Origin of the sequence: Streptomyces malaysiensis subsp. malaysiensis (assembly GCF_040653035.1) — a bacterium.
GTDB classification, from domain to species: Bacteria; Actinomycetota; Actinomycetes; order Streptomycetales; family Streptomycetaceae; genus Streptomyces; species Streptomyces malaysiensis.
Map to the genome: position 1 here is coordinate 96167 of NZ_JBEZNG010000027.1, position 23897 is coordinate 120063.

Genomic DNA, 23897 nt, shown 5'->3' on the forward strand with positions numbered 1-23897 from the left:
GAAGGTGGGGCTCCGGCAGCTGGCCGCGGCCGGGGTCCACGGGTGCTAGGGCACCGGCATACGGGTGGTAGGGGCGGCGCGCGTCCGCGCTCCTCGGGGGGTGGTGGCCGGGCGGCGGGCGGCGCGCTGCGCGCCCTCGGTGAGGAAGTGGCGGACGGGCAGGGCGGCGGCGCCGAGCGCCACGGCGTGGGGGCCGAGCCCGCACAGCCCGATGTCGGTGTGGGCGTACGGCCGGCGCAACGCCTGCGCGGCGACCGTCTCGCGGATCCGGGGCAGCATACGGGCGCCGAACAGCAGCCCGGCCCAGCCGCCGAGGATGATCCGCTGGGGGTTGAAGAGGTTGACCAGGTTGGCGATTCCGGCGCCCAGGTACACCGCCGCCTCCTCCAGGACGCGCTGTGCGGCGGTCGAGGTGTCGGCGGCCGCGAGCAGCGCGGCGAACGCGGACTCCTTGTCCGCGCCGGGGGCTATGCGGCCGCGCCGGGCCTGGCGGAAGCGCTCCAGGACCGCGTCGGCGCCGACGTACGCCTCCAGACAGCCGCGGGCGCCGCACCGGCAGCTGCGGCCCCCGGCCTGGACGGTGGTGTGGCCCCACTGGCCCGCGCTGTTGGTGGCGCCCCGGTAGGAGGCGCCGTGGGTGATGACGCTCGCGCCGACACCGGAGCCGATGAGCGCCACGACGGCGTGCTGGACACCGCGTCCGGCGCCGAACCACATCTCGGCCCGGCCCATGGCCTCCGCGGCGCTGTCGATGTGCAGGGGCAGCGCGGTACCGGTGCGCAGCAGCCCCTCCAGGGGGACGGCGTCCCAGCCGGTGACCGACACGCCGATGCCGATGCCGACGATGTGCCCCTGGGGGATGCCGGCCGCCTCGACGACGGCGTCGAGGCCGGTGAGGATATGGCCGACGACGATCCGGGCGTCGTACCCGTCCGAGGGCAACGGGTAGCTGACACCGGCCCGTTGGGCGCGGGCGAGGTCGAACAGCCCGACGCGCACCCGGGTATCGGCGATGTCGACGCCGATGACGTACCGGTGTTCGGGAACCAGCCGTAAGCGGGCCCGGGTCCGCCGGACCCCGGCACCGGGGTCCGATTCCACCTCGGTGACGACGCCTTCGGCGATCAGTTCGCCGATGACCGCGTTCACGGTGGTGGCGCTGAGCTCCGTATGGCGGACGAGTTCCTGACGGGTGAGCGGAGCGTGGCGGTACAGCGTCCACAGCAGTGCTGAGCGGCTGACACGCCGCGGATTGCGCACGGTAGTGCGCAGCGAGGGCTGGGCTGCCTGCGCCTGGGCCGTCATCGGTCACCTCCAGGGAGACACAATGTCCAGCCCTGTTCGATGCATGTCAATAGGTCTGGACCTTCTTGCATCAAAGAATTTGAGGCGGGCTCCGACCCAACTCCCCCTGAACCGACAGAAGTCGAACCCTCAGCGGGCTCTGCCGGTGGCGAGGAAGTGCGCCAGCGGAAGCGTGGCCGCGCCCAGCGCCACCGCGTCGGGCCCCAGTTCGGCAAGGCCGATCTCGGTCTGTGCGTACGGCCGGTGCAGGGCGTACGCGGCGGTGGCGGCCCGGATCCTGGGGAGCATCCGGCCGCCGAGGAGCAGCCCGGCCCAGCCGCCGAGGATGATCCGCTCCGGGTTGAAGAGATTGATCAGATCGGCGATACCGGCGCCGAGGTAGGCGGCGGTCTCCTCCAGCACCTCGCGCGCCCGCGCCTCGGTCCCGGCGGCCCCGACGATCGCGGCGAACGCGGCCTGCTGGTCCTCACCGGCACCGAGACAGGCACCGGCGCCAACACCGGCGGCGGCACCGACACCCGCACCGGCACCGGCACCGGCACCGGCACCGGCGGCGGCCGCGTCCCCCTCGGCGCCCCCGTACACGCCGCCCGCCCGGCGCCCGTAGCGGTCGAGCACCGCCTGCGCCCCGACGTACGCCTCCAGACAGCCGACCGCGCCGCACCGGCAGGCGCGCCCGCCGACCTGGACGACCGTATGCCCCCACTCCCCCGCGCTGCTGGTCGCGCCGCGGTACGGCATCCCGGCGGTCACGATGGCGGCGCCGACGCCGGAGCCGATCAGGGCGATCACCGCGTTGTCCGCGCCGCGGCCCGCCCCGAACCACATCTCGGCCTGGCCCTGCGCGGTGGCGCCGTTGTCGATGAACAGCGGCAGTTCGGTGCCGGTGCGCAGCAGCCGCTCCAGCGGCACCGCGTCCCGGCCGGCGGTCGGGCCGTGGACGAGCGCCTCGTCCCCCTGTTCGACGACGCCGGGGACGCCGACCCCGACGCCGATGACCTTCCCGGGCTCCGCGCCGCTCTTGGCGACCACCGCGTCGAGGCCGGTCAGGATGTGGCCGACGACCGGCTCCGGCTCCCGCTCCAGCCCTCCGGGCGTCAGCGGATGCTCCCACCTGGCCAGTTCGGTCAGCGTGAGGTCGAACAGCTCCACGCGGACATGGGTCTCGCCGACGTCGACCCCGATGAGATGGCCGCTGCCGGGCGCGACCCGCAGCAGCGTACGGGGGCGGCCGCCGTCGGACTCGACGGACCCGGCCTCCTCCACCAGCCCGTCGGCGAGCAGTTCGCCGACGACATTGCTGACCGAACCCGAGCTGAGCCCGGTGAGCGTCCCCAGTTCCTGACGGCTCACCGGGCCCTGGAAGTACAGCTGGCGCAGCAGCGTCGAGCGGTTGCCGCGCCGCAGGTCGCGGACGGTCCGTCGGTTCATCTGACCCATCGGGCTCCTTCCCCCTGCCCGAACCTACCTGACGCGACCGCTCTTGACGCCGACTGGTTTCATCGCTTAACTCACGGTCTGAATGAAGTCTCGCGCTTCACTTTTTGAACGGTCAATGGGGACTGCCGCCCCAACGCCCCGCTACTCCGCACCCGGGGCCCGGAACAGCGCGAGCAGATCCTCCCGCCCGAACATCTGCGCCGTCTCAACGGCCGAGGGCGACCCGGCACGAGGGTCGGCACCCTTGGCCAGCAGCACCCTCAGCACCTCCTCCTCACCCTTGAACGCGGCCCCGGCGATGGGCGTCTGGCCCCGTTCGTTCACCCGATTGGGGTCGGCGCCGCGCTCCAACAGGGCCGACACCGCCGCGGGATGGCCGTAGTAGGCCGCGAGCATGAGCAGGGAGTCGCCCTTGTCGTTGGTGAGGTTGGCCGGGACGCCCGCGTCCACATAGGCGGCGAGCGTATCGGTGTCACCCTGCCGGGCCAGGTCGAAGACCTTGGCCGCCAGCTGGAGCACCTCCGGGTCGTGTGCGGGCTCGCTCTCGGGGTTCGATTCGGTCATGGCCTGTCGCCTCCGGCTTCGCTACCTGGGTATGTGATCACCCACCCTAAGGACGGCGGTCGGCTCGGAGCGCCACGCCTCCATGGTGATGATTACACCGATAATCCACCCAATTGCACCTTTCGCCCGGTGGATACATGCTGTGATCCTGGAACCCCTCATGGTGACTGACCGTCCCCCACCAGCCAGGAGACCGTGATGATCCTGTCCATTTCCGGCGTCGTACTGCTCGGCATCATCGTCTTCATCTTCTTCCGCAAGGACGGCCTGAAAGGAACGCACGCGATCATCTGCGCGCTCTTCGGCTTCTATCTCGCGTCCACCGCGATCGCTCCGAGCATCAAGGCGGGCGGCGCGAGCCTCGCCAGTCTCCTGGGTGGGATCAAGATCTGACGTGGCCCGGAGACCGCTCCCCCGCCTCCGCCTCGGCAGCACCGCGGGTTCCTCGCTCGTCCCGCTCGTCCGCGGCCGCGCGTTCGCCCGCACGGCGGCCGACGGCGTCGCCGATGTGCTCCACCCCCTGGTCGCGCTCTCCCGGGGGCTGCGCGTGCTCGCCACCGCCGGGCGGCGCAAATGGGTGGAGCTGCCGGGTGACCGCCGCGGACCGGTGTTCGTCCTCGTGGTCGCCTGCGGCTTCGTTCTCTTCCTGCTGCCGTACGGCCCACTGGCGGCGGCCATCAGCCTGATCGGCGCGGCGGGCTGGGCCGGACGGGGGCGCGCCACCGCCGAACCACGGACGCCCGGCGCGGACGGTGCCGAGCGGCTGCGCACGCTCTACGAGGCCCTGGTGCCGTACTTCTCCGCCGCCGAGGACCCCAGCCCGCTCTACAGCCACGGCGGCGACTGGTCCAAGGCGTTCGACTCCTTCACCTTCGACGAGGGCGGACGGCTCACCCGGCTGCATCTCCAGTACCCCGCGTACTTCACCGACGGCGAGCCCGCGGCCCGCACCCGGATCGAGCAACTCCTGTACGCGAAGTCGGGACGCGGCCGTGAATATCTGTTCGAGTGGGACGAGGAGGCCAACGGCCTCACCCTCACCGTGCTCCCCGCCCTGTCCACCACGATCCACGCCCAGCGCTTCGTCACCACGCCCGGCGAGACGGTGCTGGGCTTCACCGACCCGTCGTCGGTGCAGCGGACGCTGCCGGTGCTGGCGGCTCCGGAGACGTGCGAGGAGAGCGCGGACGGCACAACACCGGGCGTGGGCCTCGAGAAGGCGGCGGGGGACGGACCGGAGACCCATGACGTGCCCCCGGTGGTCTGGCGCACCGGCCCGCGCTCCACCGAGCCGCATCTGCTCGCGCTCGGCGAGCCCGGAAGCGGCACCACGACCCTGCTGCGCTCCATCGCGCTTCAGGCGCTGCCCCATGGCGAGGTGCTGGTGGTGGACGGCGGCGGCACCGGCGAGTACGCGTGTCTGAGCGGACGGACGGGGGTGCTGGCGGTGGAGTGCGGGCTGGCCGGAATGCTGGCCACGCTGGAGTGGGCGGGGCATGAGACCGAGCGCCGGCTGATCGCCGCCAACCGCGCCCGCCAGCTGCGGCATCCCCCGCCGGAGGACATCCGGCGCCCGCTGTGGATCCTGCTGGACCGGCCGTCGGTGATGAGCCATCTCGCGGCGGCCGACGGCCGCACCGATCCGCAGGAGCTGCTGGCCGTGCCGCTGCGGCACGGACGGGCGGCGAACGTACGGGTCGTGGTGGCCGATCAGCTGGACGCCGCGGAGGCGCTGAGCGAGGCCGTGCGGAGCCACACCCGGGCCCGGGTGGTACTGGGCCCGGTCTCGGCCGAGCGGGTCGCGGCCGTCCTCGGGACGCCGCCGCACACCACGCCGACGCCCGAGGTCCCGCCGGGCCGCGGCTACGCCCGCCTGGGCGCGGGGCCGGTGCACCGCCTCCAGGTGCCGGCCACGCCCGATCCGTACGACGAGGCGGCCAGCGAGGCCGAGCGGCAGGCGGTGCTCAGGCTGCTGCCCGCCCCGGACCCCGCGGCACCGGCGGCCCCGGCCCCCGTCGGGGGGTGAGCGGCCGGCGCGCGTCGGCGCCACAGTTGAGCGGCCGGGGTGCGCCGGGATGCCGCGCCACGGTTGAACTGCCGGGGGTGCGCCGGGATGCCGCGCCACGGTTGAACCGTCCGGCGGATGGCCCGCCGGGGTGACGTATCGGGGTGGTGTACCGGGGCGCGCGGCGACGGCCGGTCAGGCCACGTGCGTACGGGGCGACTCGGCCTCGAACGTGGCGCCCGTGGCCACCAGGTCGGCGGCAGCGGCCAGCCGGGTGGCGGCCTTGTCGGCGACCGCTCCCGCGACGGTGAACGGAAGCCGTACGTACCCCTCGAACGCGCCGTCCACCCCGAAGCGGGGCCCCGACGGCACCCGGACCCCCAGCCGGGCGCCCGCCTCCGCGATACGGGAGCCGGAGAGACCGCCGGTGCGGGCCCAGAGCATGAGCCCGCCGTGCGGAACGGTGAACTCCCAGTCGGGCAGATGGCGCCGGAGGGCATCGACGAGGTCGTTCCTGTTGCTGCGCGCGAGGTCGCGGCGCACCTCGACGGCCTGTTCCCAGCCCCCGGTGTTCAGCAGCCAGGCGACGGCGAGCTGTTCGATGACGGGGGTGCCCAGGTCCGCGTAGGCACGGGCGGCGACCAGGCTGCGGATGACATCGGGCGCGGCGCGCACCCAGCCGATGCGCAGCCCCGCCCAGAACGACTTGCTCGCCGAACCGATCGTGATCACGGTACTGCCCGCCGGGTCGAAGGCGCAGACGGGGCGGGGCAGCTCCACCTCCTCGTCCAGCAGCAGTTCGGCCATGGTCTCGTCGGCGACCAGGATCGTTCCGGCCGAGCGGGCCGCGTCGACGAGCTGCCGACGCTGCTCCTCGGTGGCGAGGGCGCCGGTGGGGTTGTGGAAGTCGGCCACGACATAGGCCATCCGGGGTGAGGCGGCGCTGAGGACCTGGCGCCAGGACGGGATGTCCCAGCCAGCGAGCCGGTCGGCCATGGCCACGGGGACGAGCCGGGCGCCCGCCTCCCGCATCAGCTGGAGGATGTTGGCATAACTGGGCGACTCCACGGCGACCCGCTCCCCGGGCCTGACCATCAGCTGATAGGTGGCGGCGACGGCCCCCATGGCGCCGGTGGTGACGATGATCTGCTCGGGCATGGTCGGGATGCCACGGGCGGTGTAGCGGTCGGCGAGCGCCTGGCGCAGGGCGGGCAGCCCGGCGGGGTAGTCGCCGTGGGTGCGGGCGTGGGGCGGCAGTTCGTCGAGGGCGCCGCGCATCGCGCGGGTGAGCCATGGCTCGGGGGCGGGCAGCGCGGCGGTGCCGAGGTCGATCACGGAGGCGGCGGCCTCGGGCGGCAGCGGATCGAGCCCCCGGGTGGGCAGCGGGCTTCCGGCGGGCATGGCGGTCCAGCTCCCGGCGCCGCGCCGGGACTCCAGGAACCCCTCGCCGCGCAGCGCCTCGTAGGCGGCGGCGACGGTGGTGCGGCTGACCGCGAGCGCCGTGGCCAGCTCGCGCTCGGCGGGGAGGCGTGCCGCGACCGCGACCCGGCCCTCCAGGATGAGCAGCCGTACGCCATCGGCGAGGGAGCGGTAGGCGGGCACGCGGCGGCCCCCGGTCAGCGAGGCCGCGGCCCCGGCGACCACGCCGTCACGGGTGTGCTGTGACCCGAGCAGCCGGGCCAGTTGGGGTGCCCCGACCGCGGACGTCCATGGACTCATCGAATGCGGTCCACCTTTCGGGAATTGGCCGTGGAACTGGACTGGTTCCGGGCCACAGAGTGACATGCCGCAGGCCACTCACACCAGGAGCACGCATTGTCCGATCGCCGTCCGCGCCGTCGCCTTCCGCGCCGTCTGGTCCAGCTGTATGTGGGGCTGATCTTCTACGGGGCGTCCATGGGGCTCCAGTTGCGCGCCAACCTCGGCCTCGACCCGTGGGACGTCTTCCACCAGGGCGTGACCGAGCACACCCCGCTGTCGATCGGCACGGTCACGGTCGCCGTCGGGGTCGCCGCGCTGCTGCTGTGGATCCCGCTGCGCCAGCGACCGGGTCTTGGCACGGTGTCGAATGTGCTGGTGGTCGGGCCAGTGATGGACGCCACGTTGTGGCTCACACCACAGCCTGAGGCGCTGGCGGTGCGGATCCCGCTGCTGCTCTTCGCGATCGTGCTGTGCGGCGTGGCCACCGGGCTCTATATCTCGGCGCGGTTCGGGCCGGGCCCACGGGACGGGCTGATGACGGGGCTGCGCCAGCGCACCGGGTGGTCGATCCGGCTGGTGCGGACCGGGATCGAGCTGGCGGTGCTGGCCACCGGCTTCGCGCTGGGCGGGTCGGTGGGGGTGGGCACGGTGCTGTTCGCGCTGGCCATCGGGCCGCTGTCGCAGCTCTTCCTGCGCGTCTTCGCGATTCCCGCACCCGCCGGGACGGGGTCCGGAATCGTGGCACAGGGTGCCGTCGAGCCCCAGGTCCGGGACCTGATTTAGAGCTGACGCGGTCGGGGCGGTAGTGTACGCCCTTGGCCTACCAGGCGGACCGTTACTGCGCGCTAAAGTACCAGAAACGCTGGGTGACATCTGCTGCCAGATGTGACAAACCGGGCGCCTGTGGGTAGAACAACGGGGCGGCACGACGGGCGACGCATGTCCCAATACGGGAATCTTCACCGCCGACCGGACGTTGACCGGATGACGACGACAGCGACACCTGTCCTGTGGGCGACAAGCCCGGGAGGCACGATTCATGAGTGAGCGAGCTCTTCGCGGCACGCGACTCGTGGTGACCAGCTACGAGACCGACCGCGGCATCGATCTGGCCCCGCGCCAGGCGGTGGAGTACGCATGCCAGAACGGCCATCGATTCGAGATGCCGTTCTCGGTAGAGGCGGAGATCCCGCCGGAGTGGGAGTGCAAGGCGTGCGGCGCCATGGCACTCCTCGTCGACGGCGATGGTCCTGAGGAGAAGAAGGGCAAGCCCGCGCGCACGCATTGGGACATGCTCATGGAGCGGCGCACCCGCGAGGAGTTGGAGGAAGTGCTGGCCGAGCGGCTGGCGGTCCTGCGCTCCGGAGCCATGAACATCGCCGTGCATCCGCGGGACACCCGTAAGTCTGCCTGAGTGCGAGCGGCAGCACTGCGATAACACCAGAGGTAATGAGGGCCGGGGCCACTGCTGAGCAGTGGCCCCGGCCCTCGTCCGCGTCCAGCGGGGCCATGGCCCCCGGTTCGCGTCCGGCCCCCGGTCCACGTCCGGTGGGGTCATGGCCCCCGGCGGGGCGACGGCCCCCGGTCCACGTCCGACGCCCAGTCCACGTCCGACGCCCAGTCCACGTCCGGTGGGCCCAGGGCCCCCGGTTTACGCCCGGCGGGGCGACGGCCCCGTTTACGCCCGACGGGACAACGGCTCCCGGTTCGCGCCCGGTGGGCCCATGGCCCCCGGTTCGCGTCCGGCCGGGCCATGACCCCCGGTCCAGGTCCGGCGCCCGGTCCACGTCCGTTGGGGCCAGGGCCCCGGTTCTCGTCCGTTGGGGCCATGGCCCCCGGTTCGCGTTCGGCCGGGCCACGGTTCCCGGTCCGCGTCCGGTGGGGCCAGGGCCCCGGTCCGCGTTCGGCCGGGCCACGGCGCCCGGTGGTCTCAGCCCCGGTCGCGCGGGCGCAGCCCGGGGCCCGGCTCTCCGTCGCCGCCCCGGTCCCGGTCGTCCCCGTCCTGGATCACCTCGCCCTGGATGACCGTGCCCCGCTCCGGAGGCTCCTGCCCGTTCCGGCGGTCCCACTCCTCACGCGCCTGGCGGAACGGGTCCGACGGCGATCCGGGGACGAAGCCCATCCGACGCGACAGCGCGCTCTCCACGCGGCGCCGCAGCAGCGCCTGAGTCGGCGGGAACAGGCACAGCAGCGCGGCCACGTCCGAGATCAGCCCGGGCACCATGAGCAGCAGCCCGCCGAGCATCGTGAAGGAGCTTCCGGGCCGCGTCGGGGGCTCCCCGGCGTCCGGCCGCATCGACCCGGCCAGGCTCTGCCACGCCCGGCGGCCGCCGCGCTTGACCACGGCCCCGCCCACCACCACGCCCGCCACCAGCAGCAGGAAGACGGTCACCCCGCCGGCCAGGTCCGCCACCAGGGTCAGCAGCCAGATCTCCAGGACCAGCCAGGCGGCGATCCCCAGCGGTACGAAGGTGCGGGCGCGTGAGCGCTTCGGGCGGGTCGGGTCGCTCTGCTGCGATGCGCCGGTCATCATGCCTCCAAGTGTGCCCGGGGCCGTGAGCGATCTGGAGCCCGGGTCGCATGGTCATGGGGATCGAGGAGATCTCATAGGTTCCAACGTGCGACGGGTCCCGGAGGGTCCGGAAGTCCGGAGAAGACCGTATGGAATCCGCGAGGTCGCAAGGGTGCGCCGATGCGAGGACAGCTGATCGCGAGGGCTGCGGATCTCGAGGAATCGGCCGCGGCGGTCGTGGGTACCCGCCACCGGCGGAGGTGTCGAATGACCGGTGTGCTGGAGGTCCTCGTGTGGTGGGTGGCGCTGACCGGGTGTCGGCGGTGACCGGAGGCGCGGTGCTGCGCGCCGGGCCGCGGATCTCCACCGGAGCGGGCCGCAGGCCCCGGGACGAGAAGTACAGCGGACCGGAGACCACCGGTGAGGAGGAGCCCGAGACCAGCGGCCGCCTCCGGCGCATCCCGGTGCCGCCGCTTGCGGTGCCCGCCGCGCTGCTGGCCGCGTCGCCGGCCGTCGGGGTGATCCCGGCCGGGGCGTCCGCGGTGGGCCGGGCCGGGGCGCTGTCCACCGACGCCGGTGGCTACCGGCGCACGGTCCTCGACGGACGCGCCGCGGCCGCCCCGGTGTATGTGCCGCCGCACTGGCAGACGACCGGGATCCTGTTCGGGCTGCTCTCCACGGCCCTCGCCATCACCCTGGCCACACTGGCGGTACGGCGGCCGGTCCACACCGGGACGGCCGCGCTACTCGCGCCCCTACGGCGACTCCAGTCCGGGCATATCGGCGACTACGTCGCCTGGCTGGTCGCCGGGACGGCACTGCTCACGGTGCTGACCGTCCCGGGGATCCGCTGAGACCGAGCCGGGCCCGATCCCGTGGTCCCCATGGTCAGCGATGGCGCAGTGCCGAGATCAGCTGGCTCTTGGACATCTGGGACCGGCCCTCGATGCCCGCCTTCTGGGCCTCGCGGTACAGATCCTCCTTGGTCCGCGTCTCCATGCTGCCCGACTTGGCGCTTCCGCGGGCCATCGAGCCGCGCGCCGTCGTCTTCCCGCTCTTGGCGGTCGCTTTAGCCATGTTCCGCCTCCTTCCGCCTCAAGTGTCCGGTACGGGGCGGAACAACGCCCGCGGGACTACTCCGAGCGCGGAGCCGGGGATCGGACGGCCGCGGCGAGGGCGGGGATGCGGGCCCGGGAGTCCCAGGCCCGGGATGCGGGCCTAGAAGTCCTAGAAGTCCTTGGAGTCCTTGGAGTCCCTGGAATCCTTGCGGCCCAGCACCTTGTTGACCCGTGTGCCCACGCCCCAGGACATGACCCGCCAGGCCGCCTCCGTGACGATGTCGCGGCTCATCTTGCTCTCGCCGCGCTCGCGTTCGATGAAGGTGACCGGAACCTCGATGACGTGGAAGCCCGCCTTGATGGCCCGCCAGGCCAGGTCGATCTGGAAGCAGTAGCCCTGGGAGGCGACCTCGTCCATGCCGATGCCCTCGAGCGTCTCCTTGCGGAACGCGCGGTACCCGGCCGTCATATCGCGGATCGGGACGTCGAGGAGGAGGCGGGAGTACGTACTGCCGCCCCGGGAGATGAACTCGCGGGACTTGGGCCAGTTGACGATGCGGCCGCCGGGCACCCAGCGGGAACCGATGACCAGATCCGCGCCCTTGAGCGCGGTGAGCAGCCGGGGCAGCTCCTCGGGCTGGTGGGAGCCGTCGGCGTCCATCTCCACCAGCACGCCGTAGCCGTGCTCGATGCCCCAGCGGAACCCGGCCAGATACGCGGCGCCGAGGCCCTCCTTGCCCTTGCGGTGCAACACCTTGACGTGGTCGTCCTCGACAGCCAGCTCATCGGCGACCTTGCCCGTGCCGTCCGGGCTGTTGTCGTCCGCGACGAGGATGTGCGCGTCCGGAACGGACTCCCGGACCCTCGTGACGATCGGCCTGATGTTCTCCGCCTCGTTATAGGTCGGAATGATCACCAAGGTCGAACCGAGCGGCCCGTACTTCCGCCGGCCACCGTCATCCTGACGCGCACGGCGCGGCCCCGATTCCGCGCCTTCGATTCGCGGTTCGTCGGCTCCGCTACGCGGCTCGTCGGCCTCGGCGCCAGGCTCGCCTGCCTTCGTGCTCGGCTCGTCAGCCTCGGTGCTCAGCTCCTCAGCCTTGGCGCCAGACTCCTCGGCCTTGGCGCCAGACTCCTCGGCCTCGCGTGCGTCGCTCGCAGCATCGGATTGCTCGCTTCTCCGCCCGCGAGGCGAGTCATCACGGTCGTTGCTCCGGCGCGGCTCGTCGGCCTCGCGTGCGTCGCTCACGGCTACTGCCCCTTCTCGTCCGTACGTCCCCGACGGCCGATCATGATCGCGGCCGCGCAGGACAGAACGCCCACCATAGCGAGCACCCACTCGGGGATCGCACCGACGCGGTCGGCCAGGGTCTTGCCGTCACGCAGCGGGATGCGCGCGGTGAGCACATCTTGCGTGAATTCTTTCGTCCGCTGCTCGATCGTGCCATCCGGGGAGACCACGGCGCTGATCCCACTCGTGGCCGCGGTGATCACCGGCCGGCCGTGTTCGATCGCCCTCAGCTTGGACATGACCAGCTGCTGCTCGGGCTGGCCGCTGCGGCCGTAGGTGGCGTTGTTGGTCTGGACGACGATCGCCCGGGCGCCCGCGTTGACCGTGTCGCGCACGATCTCGTCGTAGGCGACCTCGAAGCAGATCACATCGCCGAGCCGGGCCGGGCCGACCTTGAGCACACCGGTGTGATCGCCGGGGTAGAAGTCGCGGGGCACCCGCTGGAGCCGGGTGATGATCTTGCTGAGCTCCTGGCGGAAGGGGACGTACTCACCGAAGGGCACCGGATGCTGCTTGGTGTACGAGGCGCCGGGACCGCTCTTCGGGTCCCAGACGATGCCCTGGTTCTCCACATAGCCCTGTTTGGTCGGATGGTCAACCAGGGCGCCGACCAGCACCGGAACACCGATCGCCCGCACGGCCTCGTCGATCCGGGCGTATGCCTCCCGGTACTGGAAGGGGTCGAGGTCGGAGGCGTTTTCCGGCCATATGACGAGATCGGGCTTGGCGATACGGCCGGCCTTGACGTCCTTCGCCAGGTTCAGGGTCGCCTTCGCGTGGTTGTCGAGGATCATCATGGGGCGGCCCAGGAAGTCCATCCCGGGCTGCTGCACATTGCCCTGGACGACGGCGATGTCGACCGAGTCGTCGGCGGCGGTGGGGATGGGCACCGCGAATCCGGCCGCCGTCACGGCGGCGGCGACGGCCACGGCCCCGGCGGCGGGCAGGGCGCGGCGCGCCGAGAAGCCCCCGGCGCCGCGCAGCCGCCACAGGACGAGCGCGGCGCAGGCGAGCGCGCCGCCCGTCAGCGCCACGCCGAAGGTGACCAGCGGGGCGCCGCCCAGCGCGGCGAGCGGGGTGTAGGGCGAGCCGGTGTTGGCGAAGGCGAGCCGGCCCCAGGGGAAGCCGCCGAAGGGCACCCGGTCGCGGGCCCACTCCTCGGCGACCCACAGACAGGCCGTCCACAGCGGCCACAGGGCCGGTACCGGCAGCCGGGAGACCAGGGCCAGGCCCGCGCCCATCAGCGCGAGGAAGGCCGCCTCGATGATGGACAGGCCCACCACCGCGTCCCAGCCCACCACGCTGAGCCACTTCAGCAGCAGCAGGAAGAACGGCAGCCCGAAGGCGAAGCCCGTCCAGGCGCCCTGGCGGGCGGTCCGGCCGTGGGTGAGCAGGGCCAGGGCGGCGACGGCCACCAGGGACAGCGGCCACACCCCGAACGGCGGGAAGGCAAGGCCGAGCGCGAGCCCGCTGACCGCCGCGAGCGCGCTGCGCCGCGCCTCGCGGCGGGCGAGCAGGCCCAGACGGCGCAGCCGGCCGGGCCGCCGCTCTCCGGTGGACGGCGCGACCCCGGTCCCGGCCGCACCGGCCGCACCGGCCGTCCCGGCCCCGGTGGTCCCGGTCGTCCCGGCCGCGCCGGATTCGCCGCTCTCGGCGGCGTCACGGCCCTCCACGGCACCACCGGTGGGCGGCGTGGCGGCGGAGCCGGGCCGCTGACCCGGGCGGTCTGCGTCCGGCCCGGTGGGGGCGGCTTCGGCGGTGGTGTCGGAACCCGATGGCACGGTGCGGCCTTCCTACAGGTCGTGCTGTGGTGAGGTGACCGTATAACGCGGGCGCGCGGAAGTGGTCCCGAGGTGCGGATTGTGACCTCGCGGTACGGAACGCTTCGGCCATGGCGGGGGTTCCCTGTCCCGGCGGCGGCCCGCCCCCGCGCCGGGGGCGGTCCCGCCGTGTGCGCGAGCGGAGTGGGGGCCCGACGCCCTTCGGGCCGACCTGGGACCCGCTGGCTGCGGATCGACCGAGAGCCGTTGTCTACTGAGCGTCCGGGCCCCTCCCGGGTCGCACCTGCCGACCCGGGCGTCCCTCCCTCGCCCCCGTGCACTGGACCTGGCTCCCAGTGGTGGCGCACCGCGGTGGCGCGTCTCCCTCTGGCCCAGCGGCGTTCGACGACTGCGTGAAGATTCCCCGGTCGGGCGTCCTGTGGTGGACGAGGCCGAACCTACCCGCCACCGACCGCACCCTGTCAACAGCCGCATGACCTGCGCCGTTTCCTCAAATGACCAGGTCAGTACGGACGATGTTCAGATGCCACGACAGGCCGGGGGCTCATCGTTCGGCGGTACGGGGCGTCCGCGCGTCACTCGTCCGGCCGGAGGTGGACGGTGTGTCCACCCACCACCGTGCGCACGCAGACGGGCAGTTGGCCGCCGGGGGTGAGGTCGGGCAGTCCGGGCGTGCCGGAGCGCGGATCGGTCGACCATCCGGCGACCCGCGTGTCGGGCACCTGCACGATGAGCTCACCGGTCCGCCAGATCGCGTAGTCGGCGGGCGCGCCGGGCACCAGAACGCCCGCGTCGTCCCGTCCGATGGCCCGCCAGCCGCCGCGGGTGTGGGCGGTGAAGGCGGCGCGGACGGAGATCCGGTGCTCCGGGGTGCGGTGGAAGGCGGCGGCACGCACCGTGCCCCAGGGGTCGAGCGGGGTGACGGGGCTGTCGGAGCCGAGCGCCAGGGGCACTCCGGCGCGCAGCAGCGCCGCGTAAGGGTTGAGGGTGCGGGCCCGCTCGGGGCCGAGCCGCTGGGCGTACATACCGTCCTCGCCGCCCCAGAGGGCGTCGAAGGCGGGCTGGACGGAGGCGGTGAGGCCGAGGTCGGCGAAGGCCGCGATGGTCTCGGGGGTGAGCATCTCGGCGTGTTCGACGCGGTGGCGGGCGGCGCGGACGCGGGCGAGCCCGGCCGTGTCGGCGGCGGTCCGTACACCCTCGACGACGGCCGTGACGGCGGCGTCGCCGATGGCGTGGAAACCGGCCTGGATCCCGGCCTCGGTGCAGGCGATGACATGGGCGGCGACGGCCGCCGTATCCAGATAGGCGGTGCCGGTGTGCGGCGTGTCGGCGTAGGGCTGGTGGAGACACGCCGTATGCGAGCCGAGCGCCCCGTCGACGAAGAGGTCGCCGGCCGCGCCGATGGCGCCGAGTTCGCGCACCTTGTCCAGGTCGGAGGCGCTGCTCGCGGCCTCGGCCCAGTAGCCGTACACCCGCGGCCCCGGCTCCCCGGCGGCGAGCTTCAGCAGCCCGGTGAGGTCGTCCTCGGAGGAGATGTCGGGCCCGGCGCATTCATGGAGGGTGCCGATGCCGAGCGAGGCGGCGCGGGCGAGGGCGGCGCGCTGGGCGTCGGTGCGCTGCCGTTCGGTGACGCCCGCGTGGGCGGCAGCCCGGACGGCGTGGTGGGCGGCGCCGGTCAGGGGGGCACCACCGGGATGGTGGCCGGCCAGGTCCGACACGCCGGGCACAAGGTCCAGGAGCGCGGTGGTGACGACGGCGGAGTGCACATCGATGCGGGTGAGATAGAGGGGGCGGCCGCCGGTCGCCTCGTCCAGTTCGGCCCGGGAGGGCGGCCGTCCCTCGGGCCAGCGGGCGGCGTCCCAGCCATGGCCAAGCAGCACCCGGTCGCCGGGGTGGGCGGCGGCGTGGGCACGCACCCGCTCCAGCGCCTCGGTGAGCGTACGGGCGCCGCTGAGATCGAGTCCGGTGAGGGCGAGCCCCGTTGCGGTGGTGTGCACATGCGCATCGGTGAAGGCGGGGGTGACAAGCGCCCCGTCCAGCTGGATGACCTCGTCCACACCGTCCGCGAAGCCGTCCGCGGCCCCTTCGGAGCCGACCCAGGCGATGGTGCCGCGTTCGACGACCATCGCGGTCGCGAAGGGATCGGCGGGGCTGTGGACCTCACCTCCGCGCAGCAGGACGGTACGGCTTTCGGGGGCCTGGGCGGGGGTCGGGTCGTTCACGGCGGGCTGCCTCGGCTGGGGTGTCGGATGGGACGTATAGGGGGTGTGTTCGGAGCGTAGATGGAGCGCGTTCAGCAGGGTGGGGCGCGTTCAGCAGGCGCCCGACGTTCGGGCACCCGGCATCCGGACACCCGGCGTTCAGACGCGCGGCGGGCGCGCCTCGTAGGGCGTGGAGAGGACCACGGTGGTGCGCGTGGAGACACCGGCCAGCGAGCGGATCCGGCTGAGCAGGTGCTCCAGCTCCAGCGGGGTCGCGACGCGCACCTTGAGGATGTAGTTCTCATCGCCCGCGACGCTGTGGCACGCCTCGATCTCGGGCACGTCGGCGAGCCGCTCGGAGATGTCGTCCGGCGCGCTGGGGTCGAAGGGTTTGACCGAGATGAACGCGGTAAGGGGGAGCCCGACGGCCTCGGGGTCCACGACGGCGGCGTAGCCGCGGATCACACCCCGTTGTTCGAGGCGGCGAACCCGCTGGTGCACGGCCGATGTGGACAGGCCGGTGGCCTTGCCCAGGTCCGTGTAGCTCATCCGGCCGTCCTTGACGAGCAGCTCCACGATCTGTCTGTCCAACTCCTCCACAGCCGATCACCTTATGTGGTCGGGGGCGCTCGGGCACAACGGGTCGGCACAGCGGACGGAGACGCTGGTACGGGCGCATCTGCATCGGGCATGTGACGAACGCCACATCTCCTCATGGGTGTCCTATGAGATGCGGCGATTACCTATGCGGCCGCAAGGGAAATGCTTGCTGTGGTCGAGGCCGACGCGCCTGGCCAGCCCACCCGAGGGGGAAACTCATGCCTCATCTCGAGCGCCTCGACGCAGGCGACATCGATACCGAAGACATCAACGACACCTATGAGATGTTCCGGGTCATCTGCCCGGACTGCGCCCGTCCCATCGCACTCCTCGCCGACGAGGACGTTCTTCCCGAGCACGCGCTGTGCTCCTCCCCGTGGGACCCGTTCGGGCTCACGGTCTGCGCCGGCACCGGCCGCCGGGCGGCCGACGCCGCGCCCGCCGACGCGTCGCTGGAGGCGCATGAGCAGAACGCGGCGCTGTTGCTGACGCTTCCGGCGGGCCTTGACTGGCGGATGCAGCCGTTCTCCCACCTCGGCGGCCCCGGCTCCCGCCCGGTCCGGTTCCCGGTGGCACAGCGGTAGCGAAGCGGCGGGGGCGCATGCCGCGCCCCCAACCGAAACGTCCGGCTCAGCCGGTCTCAGGCCCCGCGAGAGCGCGGGCGATCACCACTCGCTGAATCTGGTTGGTGCCCTCCACGATCTGGAGGACCTTCGCCTCGCGCATATAGCGCTCGACCGGGAAGTCCGCCGTGTAGCCGTATCCGCCCAGCAGTTGGACGGCGTCGGTGGTGATCCGCATCGCTGCGTCCGTGCAGAACAGCTTGGCCATCGCCGCCTGTTTGGAGAACGGCCGCCCCGCGTCCCGGAGTCGTGCCGCCGCCAGGTACAGGGCGCGCCCGGCCTCGATCTGCGTGGCCATGTCGGCGAGCATGAAGCGCAGCCCCTGGAAGTCGGCTATCGGCCTGCCGAACTGCCGTCGCTGCGCGGTGTACCCGAGCGCCTCGTCCAGCGCCGCCTGGGCGACGCCGACGGCGCAGGCCGCGATGCCAAGACGGCCCGCGTCGAGGGCGGACAGGGCGATCGCGAACCCCTGGCCCTCCTCGCCGATGCGGCGGGCGTCGGGGACCCGCACCCCGTCGAGATGGATCTGGGAGGTCGGCGAACCGGCCATGCCCATCTTGTGCTCGGGCGCGGCCGCCGAAAGCCCCGGGGCGTCGGCGGGGACCAGGAAGGCGCTGATGCCACGGGTGCGCTCGGCGCCGGTGCGGGCGAGCACGGTGTAGAAGTCGGCGATGCCACCGTGGGTGATCCACGCCTTGGTGCCCTCGATCATCCAGGTGTCCCCGTCGCGGGTGGCCCGGGTGGTGAGCCCGGCCGCGTCGGAGCCGGAGGAGGGCTCGGAGAGGCAGTACGCGCCGAGCAGACCGCCGCCCAGCATCGCGGGAAGGTGCTCTGCCAGCTGCTCCTTGCTGCCGTAGCCGGCGAGGGCGTGGCAGGCCAGGGTGTGGACGCTGACGCCGAGGCCGACGGTCAGCCGGGCCGCGGCGAACTCTTCGAGGACCTGGAGGTAGACCTCGTACGGCTGGCCGCCGCCGCCGAACTCCTCGGGGTGGACCAGCCCCAGCAGCCCGGACCGGGACAACAGGGTGAACAGCTCGCGGGGGAAGCGCCCGGCGGCCTCCTCCTCGGCGGCCCGGGGCCTGATCTCCCGTTCGATCAGCTCGCGGACGAGCGACATCAGGTCGCGGGCCTCTTCGGTGGGCAATTCGCGTTCCACCGGCAGCGGGACGTGGTCGGTCATGGCGCGCTCTCCTCTCCCCTGGTCAGGCGCTGCGGCGACGTTCGCCGGGGTGAGGCGGCGCCGCCGGTGTTGCTGCCGCCGGCCGGCCGCCCCGTCGGATCGCGATCGGTGATGACCTGCACTACGGCGGTGGGAGTATGCCCGGTCCGGAGCGCTCCGGTACCGGTTGCCCGAGCTTCAACCAACTTCGCACGGGTACGCCCACCACCTTCCTACCCGCTCTCCCACCAACGTCCCACGGCGGAACAGATTGGCCCAGACCATTGACCCAAGTGGTCTAGTCCTTCTACCGTTTCCCCACCCTGCCCTGCGCGTTCATGTCAAGCTATGGGCAGGTCGTCGGGCAGTTCACTCTCCCCTCACCCCCCACCGAGGAGATTCCATGCTCAGACCCAGACTGTCCGCCGCGCTCGCGGCGGTGTGTACGGCGGTCCTGACCGCCACCCTGCTCGCGGGCTCGGCCGCCGCCGGTGAACCCCGGAGCGCCGGTACCCCCCAGGCCACCTCCAAGGCCGCCCAGACCCCCACCACGAAGGCCGCCGGCGACAAGGTCGTCGGCTACTTCACCGAATGGGGCATCTACCAGCGCAACTACCACGTCAAGAACGTCGAGACCTCCGGCTCGGCCGCCAAGCTCACCCACATCAACTACGCCTTCGGCAATGTCACCGGGGGCAAGTGCGCCATCGGCGACTCCTACGCCGACTACGACAAGGCGTACGACGCGGCGAGCAGCGTCGACGGCCAGGCCGACACCTGGGACGCGGGCGCGCTGCGCGGCAACTTCAACCAGCTGCGCAAGCTGAAGAAGCTCCACCCGGGCCTGAAGGTGCTGTGGTCCTTCGGTGGCTGGACCTGGTCCTCCGGGTTCACCGAGGCCGCGAAGAACCCCGCGGCCTTCGCCCAGTCCTGCTACGACCTGGTCGAGGACCCGCGCTGGGCGGATGTCTTCGACGGCATCGACATCGACTGGGAGTACCCCAACGCCTGTGGTCTCACCTGTGACACCAGCGGCAAGGACGCCTTCAAGAACCTGATGTCCGCCATGCGCGCCAAGTTCGGTTCGTCCAACCTGGTGACCGCCGCGATCACGGCCGACGGTTCCTCCGGCGGCAAGATCGAGGCCGCCGACTACGCGGGCGCCGCGCAGTACGTCGACTGGTACAACCCGATGACGTACGACTTCTTCGGCGCATGGGCCGCACAGGGCCCCACCGCCCCGCACTCCCCGCTCAACTCCTACAACGGCATCCCGCAGCAGGGCTTCAACACCGACGCCGCCATCCAGAAGCTCAAGGGCCTCGGCGTCCCGGCGTCGAAACTGCTGCTGGGCATCGGCTTCTACGGACGCGGCTGGAGCGGTGTCACCCAGGACGCCCCCGGTGGCACGGCGACCGGTGCCGCACCCGGCACCTACGAGGCGGGCATCGAGGACTACAAGGTGCTCAAGAACTCCTGCCCGGCCAACGGCACGGTCGCGGGAACGGCCTACGCCCACTGCGGCAACCAGTGGTGGAGCTATGACACCCCCTCCACCATCGGCGGGAAGATGGACTACAAGCGCCAGCAGGGCCTGGGCGGCACCTTCTTCTGGGAGCTCAGCGGCGACACCTCGAACGGTGAGCTGATCAAGTCCATCAACTGACCCCATACGCACCCCCTGACGACGCGGGCGGGGAGCCTTCACCGGCTCCCCGCCCGCTTCGTCGTGCGCACCGGGCGAGGCGCGCACCGGGCACATCGGCGGGCCGACCGCCGCGACACGTTCAAGCGGGGTGCGAGGGGGCGCGGGGAGCGTATGCGGGGAGATCTCGCGGCAGCGCCGCGCACCCCCTGTGAACGCGCTCCATCGAGGGCTCGTACCCCAACGCGGCTTGTTCTGAGTATTGCGGGGCATCCGCCCCACAAGGAAATCTGAGCGCACGGGTGGCCCGCACCACCTGGTGCGCATGAACCAAAGGAACGAACATGAGCTCCCAGCAGTGCCCGAGCTGTGGCGGCCAACTCGCCGTGAACCAGGACGGGTGGAAGATCTGCCACTCCTGCGGCTATGCCTCCCCGCCCGGGGTCGTGCCCGCCCCCTCACTCCCCGCCCGTACCTGACCCGCCGACTGCTCCACCCGGCCCGATCCGTGAAAGCCTGACAGCGCGAACCCCTCCACTCCGCCCCTCCGTACCGCTGAGCGAGGCACCATGGTCAATCCCTGGCTGGCGATGGCGTCCGGCACCGACCCCGCTGAGCGCACCCGCGCCGTGCGCCGCGCCCATGAGGCGTTCCTGACCGGAGGGGCGGTGGGTCCGGCCGTACGGCCGGTGGTGGCGGAATCCTGGCGGCGCTCGGCCGACGCGCGGGTCACCCAGGAGGGCAGCGCACCGATCGACCTGGCGGACGACGCGCTGGACACCTACCGCGCGGACCATCCGCTGGCCCGGGTGATGCCGCTGTTCCGGGAGCTGCTGGGCACCATCGCCTACGACGGGGCCCATCTGCTCGCGGTCTGCGACGAACAGGGCCGGCTGCTGTGGGTGGAGGGGCACGCGGGCGTACGCGACCGGGCCGAGCGGATGAACTTCGTGGCCGGGGCGCGCTGGGACGAGCGCCATGCGGGCACCAACGCGCCAGGGACGGCGCTCACCGTCGACCATGCGGTGCAGATCTTCGCCACCGAGCACTTCAACCGCACCGTGCAGCCGTGGACCTGCGCCGCCGCCCCCGTCCACGATCCACACACCGGACGGCTGCTGGGCGCGGTGGACATCACCGGCGGGGACCATCTGGCCGCCCCGCACAGCCTGGCCCTGGTCCAGGCGACGGCCCGCGCCGCCGAGGCCCAGCTGCTCGCCGAGGCGCCGCGGACGCGCGGCCCGCGGATCTCGCTGACCGCGCTGGGCCGGGACGAGGCGCTGCTGGCCGTCGACGGGCGGCGGCTGCGGCTCGGACGGCGGCACAGCGAGATCATGGTGCTGCTGGCCGGCCATCCCGAGGGCCTGTCCGGCGACCGGCTGACGCTCGAGCTCTACGGCCCCCGGGCCGACGATCGCTCCCCGGTGACGCTGCGGGCCGAGCTGTCGCGGCTGCGCCGCCTGGTGGGCCCGCTGCTGGGCTCGCGCCCGTACCGGCTCTGCGGACCCGTGCGCACCGATCTGGCGGACGCCGCCGAGGCGTTGGCCTCCGGTGACGCGTATACGGCGCTGCGGGCGTACCCGGGGCCGCTGCTGCCGCTGTCGGAGGCGCCGGGGGTGTGCCGGATGCGGCAGGTGCTGGAGGACGGATTGCGGCGCGCCGTGCTGTCCCACGGCGATCCGGAACTGCTGCGGCGCTGGGCGCAGACGCCGTGGGGCGAGGAGGATCTGGAGGTCGCGGAGGCGCTGCTGACCGCGCTTCCGGCCCATGCGCCGGGCCGGGCGGTCCCGGCGGCCCGGGTGCGGCGGCTGCGGGAGCTGTACGGACTGGGCGGCCTCGACCACGAGGACGGCGCGCTCCAGGGCGGCGGAGCCCACCACGGAGGGGGCGCCCGATAGGGCGGCGGGGCCCGACGGTGAAGGCGTGCCCGCCCGGAAGTCAGGGCCCGGCGGCCGGGGGCGCCCACCAGGAAGGCCGGGCTCCACGGCAAGAGTGCGCCCACCAGGAAGGCCGAGCTCCACGGCAAGAGTGCGCCCACCAGGAAGGCCGGGCTCCACGGCAAGAGTGCGCCCACCAGGAAGGCCGAGCTCCACGGCAAGAGTGCGCCCACCAGGAAGGCCGAGCTCCACGGCAAGGGGGCGCCCACCAGGAAGGCCGAGCTCTACGGCAAGGGGGCGGCCACCGGGACGCAACGTCCGCGCAACGTAACCGCCCCTAGCCTCCCCGTCGGCTCCGCCCGTGTCGGCGCGGGCGGAGCCGGGATGTGCCAAGCCGCGTCCCGGCAACGAGACCCACCACGCGTACACCACGGGAGGCCGCCCCATGACGCGTTTCGCAAGCCCCGGCTCCGAGGGCTCGGTCGTCAGCTATCAGCCGCGCTATGACCACTGGATCGGCGGGGAGTACGTACCGCCGGCCCGGGGCCGCTATTTCGAGAACCCGACGCCCGTCAACGGACAGCCGTTCACGGAGATCGCCCGGGGCACCGCCGAGGACGTCGAGCGGGCCCTGGACGCCGCCCACGCCGCCGCACCCGCCTGGGGCCGTACGGCGCCCGCGGAGCGCGCCTCGGTGCTCCTGAAGATCGCCGATCGGATGGAGCAGAACCTGGAGGCCCTCGCGGTCGCGGAGAGCTGGGAGAACGGCAAACCGGTCCGGGAGACCCTGGCCGCCGACATCCCGCTGGCCATCGACCACTTCCGCTACTTCGCGGGCGCGATCCGGGCCCAGGAGGGCAGCCTCTCCGAGATCGACCACGACACGGTCGCGTACCACTTCCACGAGCCGCTCGGCGTGGTCGCCCAGATCATCCCGTGGAACTTCCCGATCCTGATGGCAACCTGGAAGCTGGCCCCGGCGCTGGCCGCGGGCAACGCGGTGGTGCTGAAGCCGGCCGAGCAGACGCCCGCCTCGATCCACCTGTGGATGAGCCTGGTGGCCGATCTGCTGCCGCCGGGTGTGCTCAACATCGTCAACGGATTCGGCGTGGAAGCCGGAAAGCCACTGGCGTCCAACTCCCGGGTGGCCAAGGTCGCCTTCACCGGGGAGACCACCACCGGCCGGCTGATCATGCAGTACGCGAGCGAGAACCTGATCCCGGTCACCCTGGAACTCGGCGGCAAGAGCCCGAACATCTTCTTCGACGACGTCTCGGCCACCGACGACGACTTCCTGGACAAGGCGCTCGAAGGGTTCACCATGTTCGCCCTGAACCAGGGCGAGGTGTGCACCTGCCCCTCGCGGGCCCTGGTGCAGGACGGCCACTACGAGGCGTTCATGGACGCCGCCGTGGCCCGTACGGAGAAGATCACGCAAGGGCATCCGCTGGACACCGACACCATGATCGGTGCCCAGGCGTCCAACGACCAGCTCGAGAAGATCCTGTCCTACCTGGACATCGGCCGGCAGGAGGGCGCCCGCGTCCGCACCGGCGGCAGCCGCGCCGAACTCGGCGGTGAGCTGGAGGGCGGCTACTACGTCGAGCCCACGATCTTCGAGGGCGGCAACCATATGCGGGTCTTCCAGGAGGAGATCTTCGGCCCGGTGGTCGCGGTGACGCGCTTCTCCGACTTCGACGACGCGATCGGGATCGCCAACGACACGCTCTACGGGCTGGGCGCGGGGGTGTGGACCCGGGACGGCTCGACCGCGTACCGCGCCGGGCGCGCCATCCAGGCGGGCCGGGTGTGGACCAACTGCTACCACGCCTACCCGGCGCATGCCGCCTTCGGCGGCTACAAGCAGTCCGGGATCGGCCGCGAGACCCACAAGATGATGCTGGACCACTACCAGCAGACGAAGAACCTGCTGGTGTCGTACTCGCCGAAGAAGCTGGGCTTCTTCTAGACCCCGAAAAGGGCGCATGACCGGGGCGGGCGCATGACCGGGGCCGTTGCCCGGCATGCGCCCTTCTCGCGCGCTCGTCATCTATGGGCCGCGCGCGCTGCCGGTGGCATGGTGAGAGGGCAACCTTCTCGCAACGTGGCCGGAGGTTCGCTGGGCCCGGCCCCTG

21 protein-coding genes are annotated in these 23897 nt (G+C 72.4%); 10 read left to right on the plus strand and 11 right to left on the minus strand.

Annotated features, from left to right (window positions below):
- Window positions 1–45: 45 nt before the first annotated feature.
- The 3 genes from AB0E24_RS37280 to AB0E24_RS37290 all read right to left on the minus strand — a co-directional run bounded on the left by AB0E24_RS37280 (window position 46) and on the right by AB0E24_RS37290 (window position 3309).
- Window positions 46–1305 (minus strand): ROK family transcriptional regulator, encoded by a 1260-nt coding sequence (locus tag AB0E24_RS37280; RefSeq protein ID WP_359383929.1) that lies wholly within the window; start codon window positions 1303–1305, stop codon window positions 46–48.
- Between the two features lie 129 nt (window positions 1306–1434).
- Window positions 1435–2745 carry an ROK family transcriptional regulator gene (locus AB0E24_RS37285; RefSeq protein WP_359383932.1) on the minus strand — a complete coding sequence of 437 codons (1311 nt, stop codon included), beginning with the start codon at window positions 2743–2745 and terminating at the stop codon, window positions 1435–1437.
- 141 nt (window positions 2746–2886) lie between these two features.
- A complete protein-coding gene (locus AB0E24_RS37290) occupies window positions 2887–3309 on the minus strand; it encodes an ankyrin repeat domain-containing protein (protein WP_079259700.1) in 423 nt (140 codons plus the stop codon).
- A gap of 198 nt (window positions 3310–3507) precedes the next feature.
- Between AB0E24_RS37290 and AB0E24_RS37295 the strand changes: the two genes are divergently transcribed.
- Together AB0E24_RS37295 and AB0E24_RS37300 are read left to right on the plus strand one after the other, a co-directional pair.
- Window positions 3508–3702 carry a hypothetical protein gene (locus AB0E24_RS37295; RefSeq protein WP_069867492.1) on the plus strand — a complete coding sequence of 65 codons (195 nt, stop codon included), beginning with the start codon at window positions 3508–3510 and terminating at the stop codon, window positions 3700–3702.
- A 1-nt stretch (window position 3703) separates the two neighbouring features.
- The gene (locus tag AB0E24_RS37300; protein ID WP_359150608.1) at window positions 3704–5335 is read left to right on the plus strand and encodes an ATP-binding protein; all 1632 of its coding nucleotides are present in this window, start codon (window positions 3704–3706) and stop codon (window positions 5333–5335) included.
- Window positions 5336–5509: 174 nt separating this feature from the next.
- On the opposite strand, the gene AB0E24_RS37305 is transcribed toward AB0E24_RS37300, so the two are convergent.
- Window positions 5510–7033, minus strand: coding sequence for an SCO1417 family PLP biosynthesis transcription factor (locus AB0E24_RS37305; protein ID WP_359383936.1), 1524 nt, complete (start codon window positions 7031–7033; stop codon window positions 5510–5512).
- A 96-nt stretch (window positions 7034–7129) separates the two neighbouring features.
- Here AB0E24_RS37305 and yczE point away from each other — a divergent pair, with 96 nt between their 5' ends.
- Window positions 7130–7798, plus strand: a complete 669-nt coding sequence (gene yczE / locus AB0E24_RS37310; RefSeq protein ID WP_079259697.1) for a membrane protein YczE — start codon at window positions 7130–7132, stop codon at window positions 7796–7798.
- Window positions 7799–8054: 256 nt separating this feature from the next.
- Window positions 8055–8429: an RNA polymerase-binding protein RbpA gene (locus AB0E24_RS37315; RefSeq protein ID WP_014056358.1), complete on the plus strand. Its 375-nt coding sequence runs from the start codon at window positions 8055–8057 to the stop codon at window positions 8427–8429.
- A 516-nt stretch (window positions 8430–8945) separates the two neighbouring features.
- Here AB0E24_RS37315 and fxsA read toward each other — a convergent pair.
- Entirely contained in the window at window positions 8946–9545 is a 600-nt protein-coding gene (gene fxsA, locus AB0E24_RS37320) for an FxsA family membrane protein (RefSeq protein ID WP_359383970.1), read from the minus strand.
- 275 nt (window positions 9546–9820) lie between these two features.
- Between fxsA and AB0E24_RS37325 the strand changes: the two genes are divergently transcribed.
- The gene (locus AB0E24_RS37325) at window positions 9821–10381 is read left to right on the plus strand and encodes a hypothetical protein (RefSeq protein ID WP_359383939.1); all 561 of its coding nucleotides are present in this window, start codon (window positions 9821–9823) and stop codon (window positions 10379–10381) included.
- A 34-nt stretch (window positions 10382–10415) separates the two neighbouring features.
- Here the strand turns inward: AB0E24_RS37325 and AB0E24_RS37330 are convergent, their stop codons facing one another.
- From AB0E24_RS37330 to AB0E24_RS37350, 5 genes are all read right to left on the minus strand, one after another.
- Complete coding sequence (locus tag AB0E24_RS37330; RefSeq protein ID WP_069867498.1) at window positions 10416–10604, minus strand: Rho termination factor N-terminal domain-containing protein; 189 nt, start codon at window positions 10602–10604, stop codon at window positions 10416–10418.
- A 150-nt stretch (window positions 10605–10754) separates the two neighbouring features.
- Entirely contained in the window at window positions 10755–11504 is a 750-nt protein-coding gene (locus AB0E24_RS37335; protein ID WP_202544080.1) for a polyprenol monophosphomannose synthase, read from the minus strand.
- A 332-nt stretch (window positions 11505–11836) separates the two neighbouring features.
- Window positions 11837–13657 carry an apolipoprotein N-acyltransferase gene (gene lnt, locus AB0E24_RS37340; protein WP_359383944.1) on the minus strand — a complete coding sequence of 607 codons (1821 nt, stop codon included), beginning with the start codon at window positions 13655–13657 and terminating at the stop codon, window positions 11837–11839.
- A 575-nt stretch (window positions 13658–14232) separates the two neighbouring features.
- Window positions 14233–15879: an amidohydrolase gene (locus AB0E24_RS37345; RefSeq protein ID WP_174884937.1), complete on the minus strand. Its 1647-nt coding sequence runs from the start codon at window positions 15877–15879 to the stop codon at window positions 14233–14235.
- Between the two features lie 138 nt (window positions 15880–16017).
- Window positions 16018–16458, minus strand: a complete 441-nt coding sequence (locus tag AB0E24_RS37350; RefSeq protein WP_069867501.1) for an Lrp/AsnC family transcriptional regulator — start codon at window positions 16456–16458, stop codon at window positions 16018–16020.
- Between the two features lie 218 nt (window positions 16459–16676).
- On the opposite strand from AB0E24_RS37350, the gene AB0E24_RS37355 reads away from it, so the two are divergent.
- Entirely contained in the window at window positions 16677–17042 is a 366-nt protein-coding gene (locus AB0E24_RS37355; protein WP_069867502.1) for a hypothetical protein, read from the plus strand.
- Window positions 17043–17088: 46 nt separating this feature from the next.
- On the opposite strand, the gene AB0E24_RS37360 is transcribed toward AB0E24_RS37355, so the two are convergent.
- Window positions 17089–18261 carry an acyl-CoA dehydrogenase family protein gene (locus AB0E24_RS37360; protein WP_359383948.1) on the minus strand — a complete coding sequence of 391 codons (1173 nt, stop codon included), beginning with the start codon at window positions 18259–18261 and terminating at the stop codon, window positions 17089–17091.
- Window positions 18262–18643: 382 nt separating this feature from the next.
- Between AB0E24_RS37360 and AB0E24_RS37365 the strand changes: the two genes are divergently transcribed.
- From AB0E24_RS37365 to adh, 4 genes are all read left to right on the plus strand, one after another.
- Window positions 18644–19906: a glycoside hydrolase family 18 protein gene (locus AB0E24_RS37365; protein ID WP_069867504.1), complete on the plus strand. Its 1263-nt coding sequence runs from the start codon at window positions 18644–18646 to the stop codon at window positions 19904–19906.
- A gap of 323 nt (window positions 19907–20229) precedes the next feature.
- Entirely contained in the window at window positions 20230–20364 is a 135-nt protein-coding gene (locus AB0E24_RS37370) for a hypothetical protein (protein ID WP_256115047.1), read from the plus strand.
- A gap of 90 nt (window positions 20365–20454) precedes the next feature.
- Window positions 20455–21783, plus strand: coding sequence for a GAF domain-containing protein (locus AB0E24_RS37375; RefSeq protein ID WP_079153217.1), 1329 nt, complete (start codon window positions 20455–20457; stop codon window positions 21781–21783).
- A gap of 424 nt (window positions 21784–22207) precedes the next feature.
- Entirely contained in the window at window positions 22208–23731 is a 1524-nt protein-coding gene (gene adh, locus AB0E24_RS37380; RefSeq protein ID WP_069867505.1) for an aldehyde dehydrogenase, read from the plus strand.
- The last annotated feature ends 166 nt before the right edge of the window (window positions 23732–23897 follow it).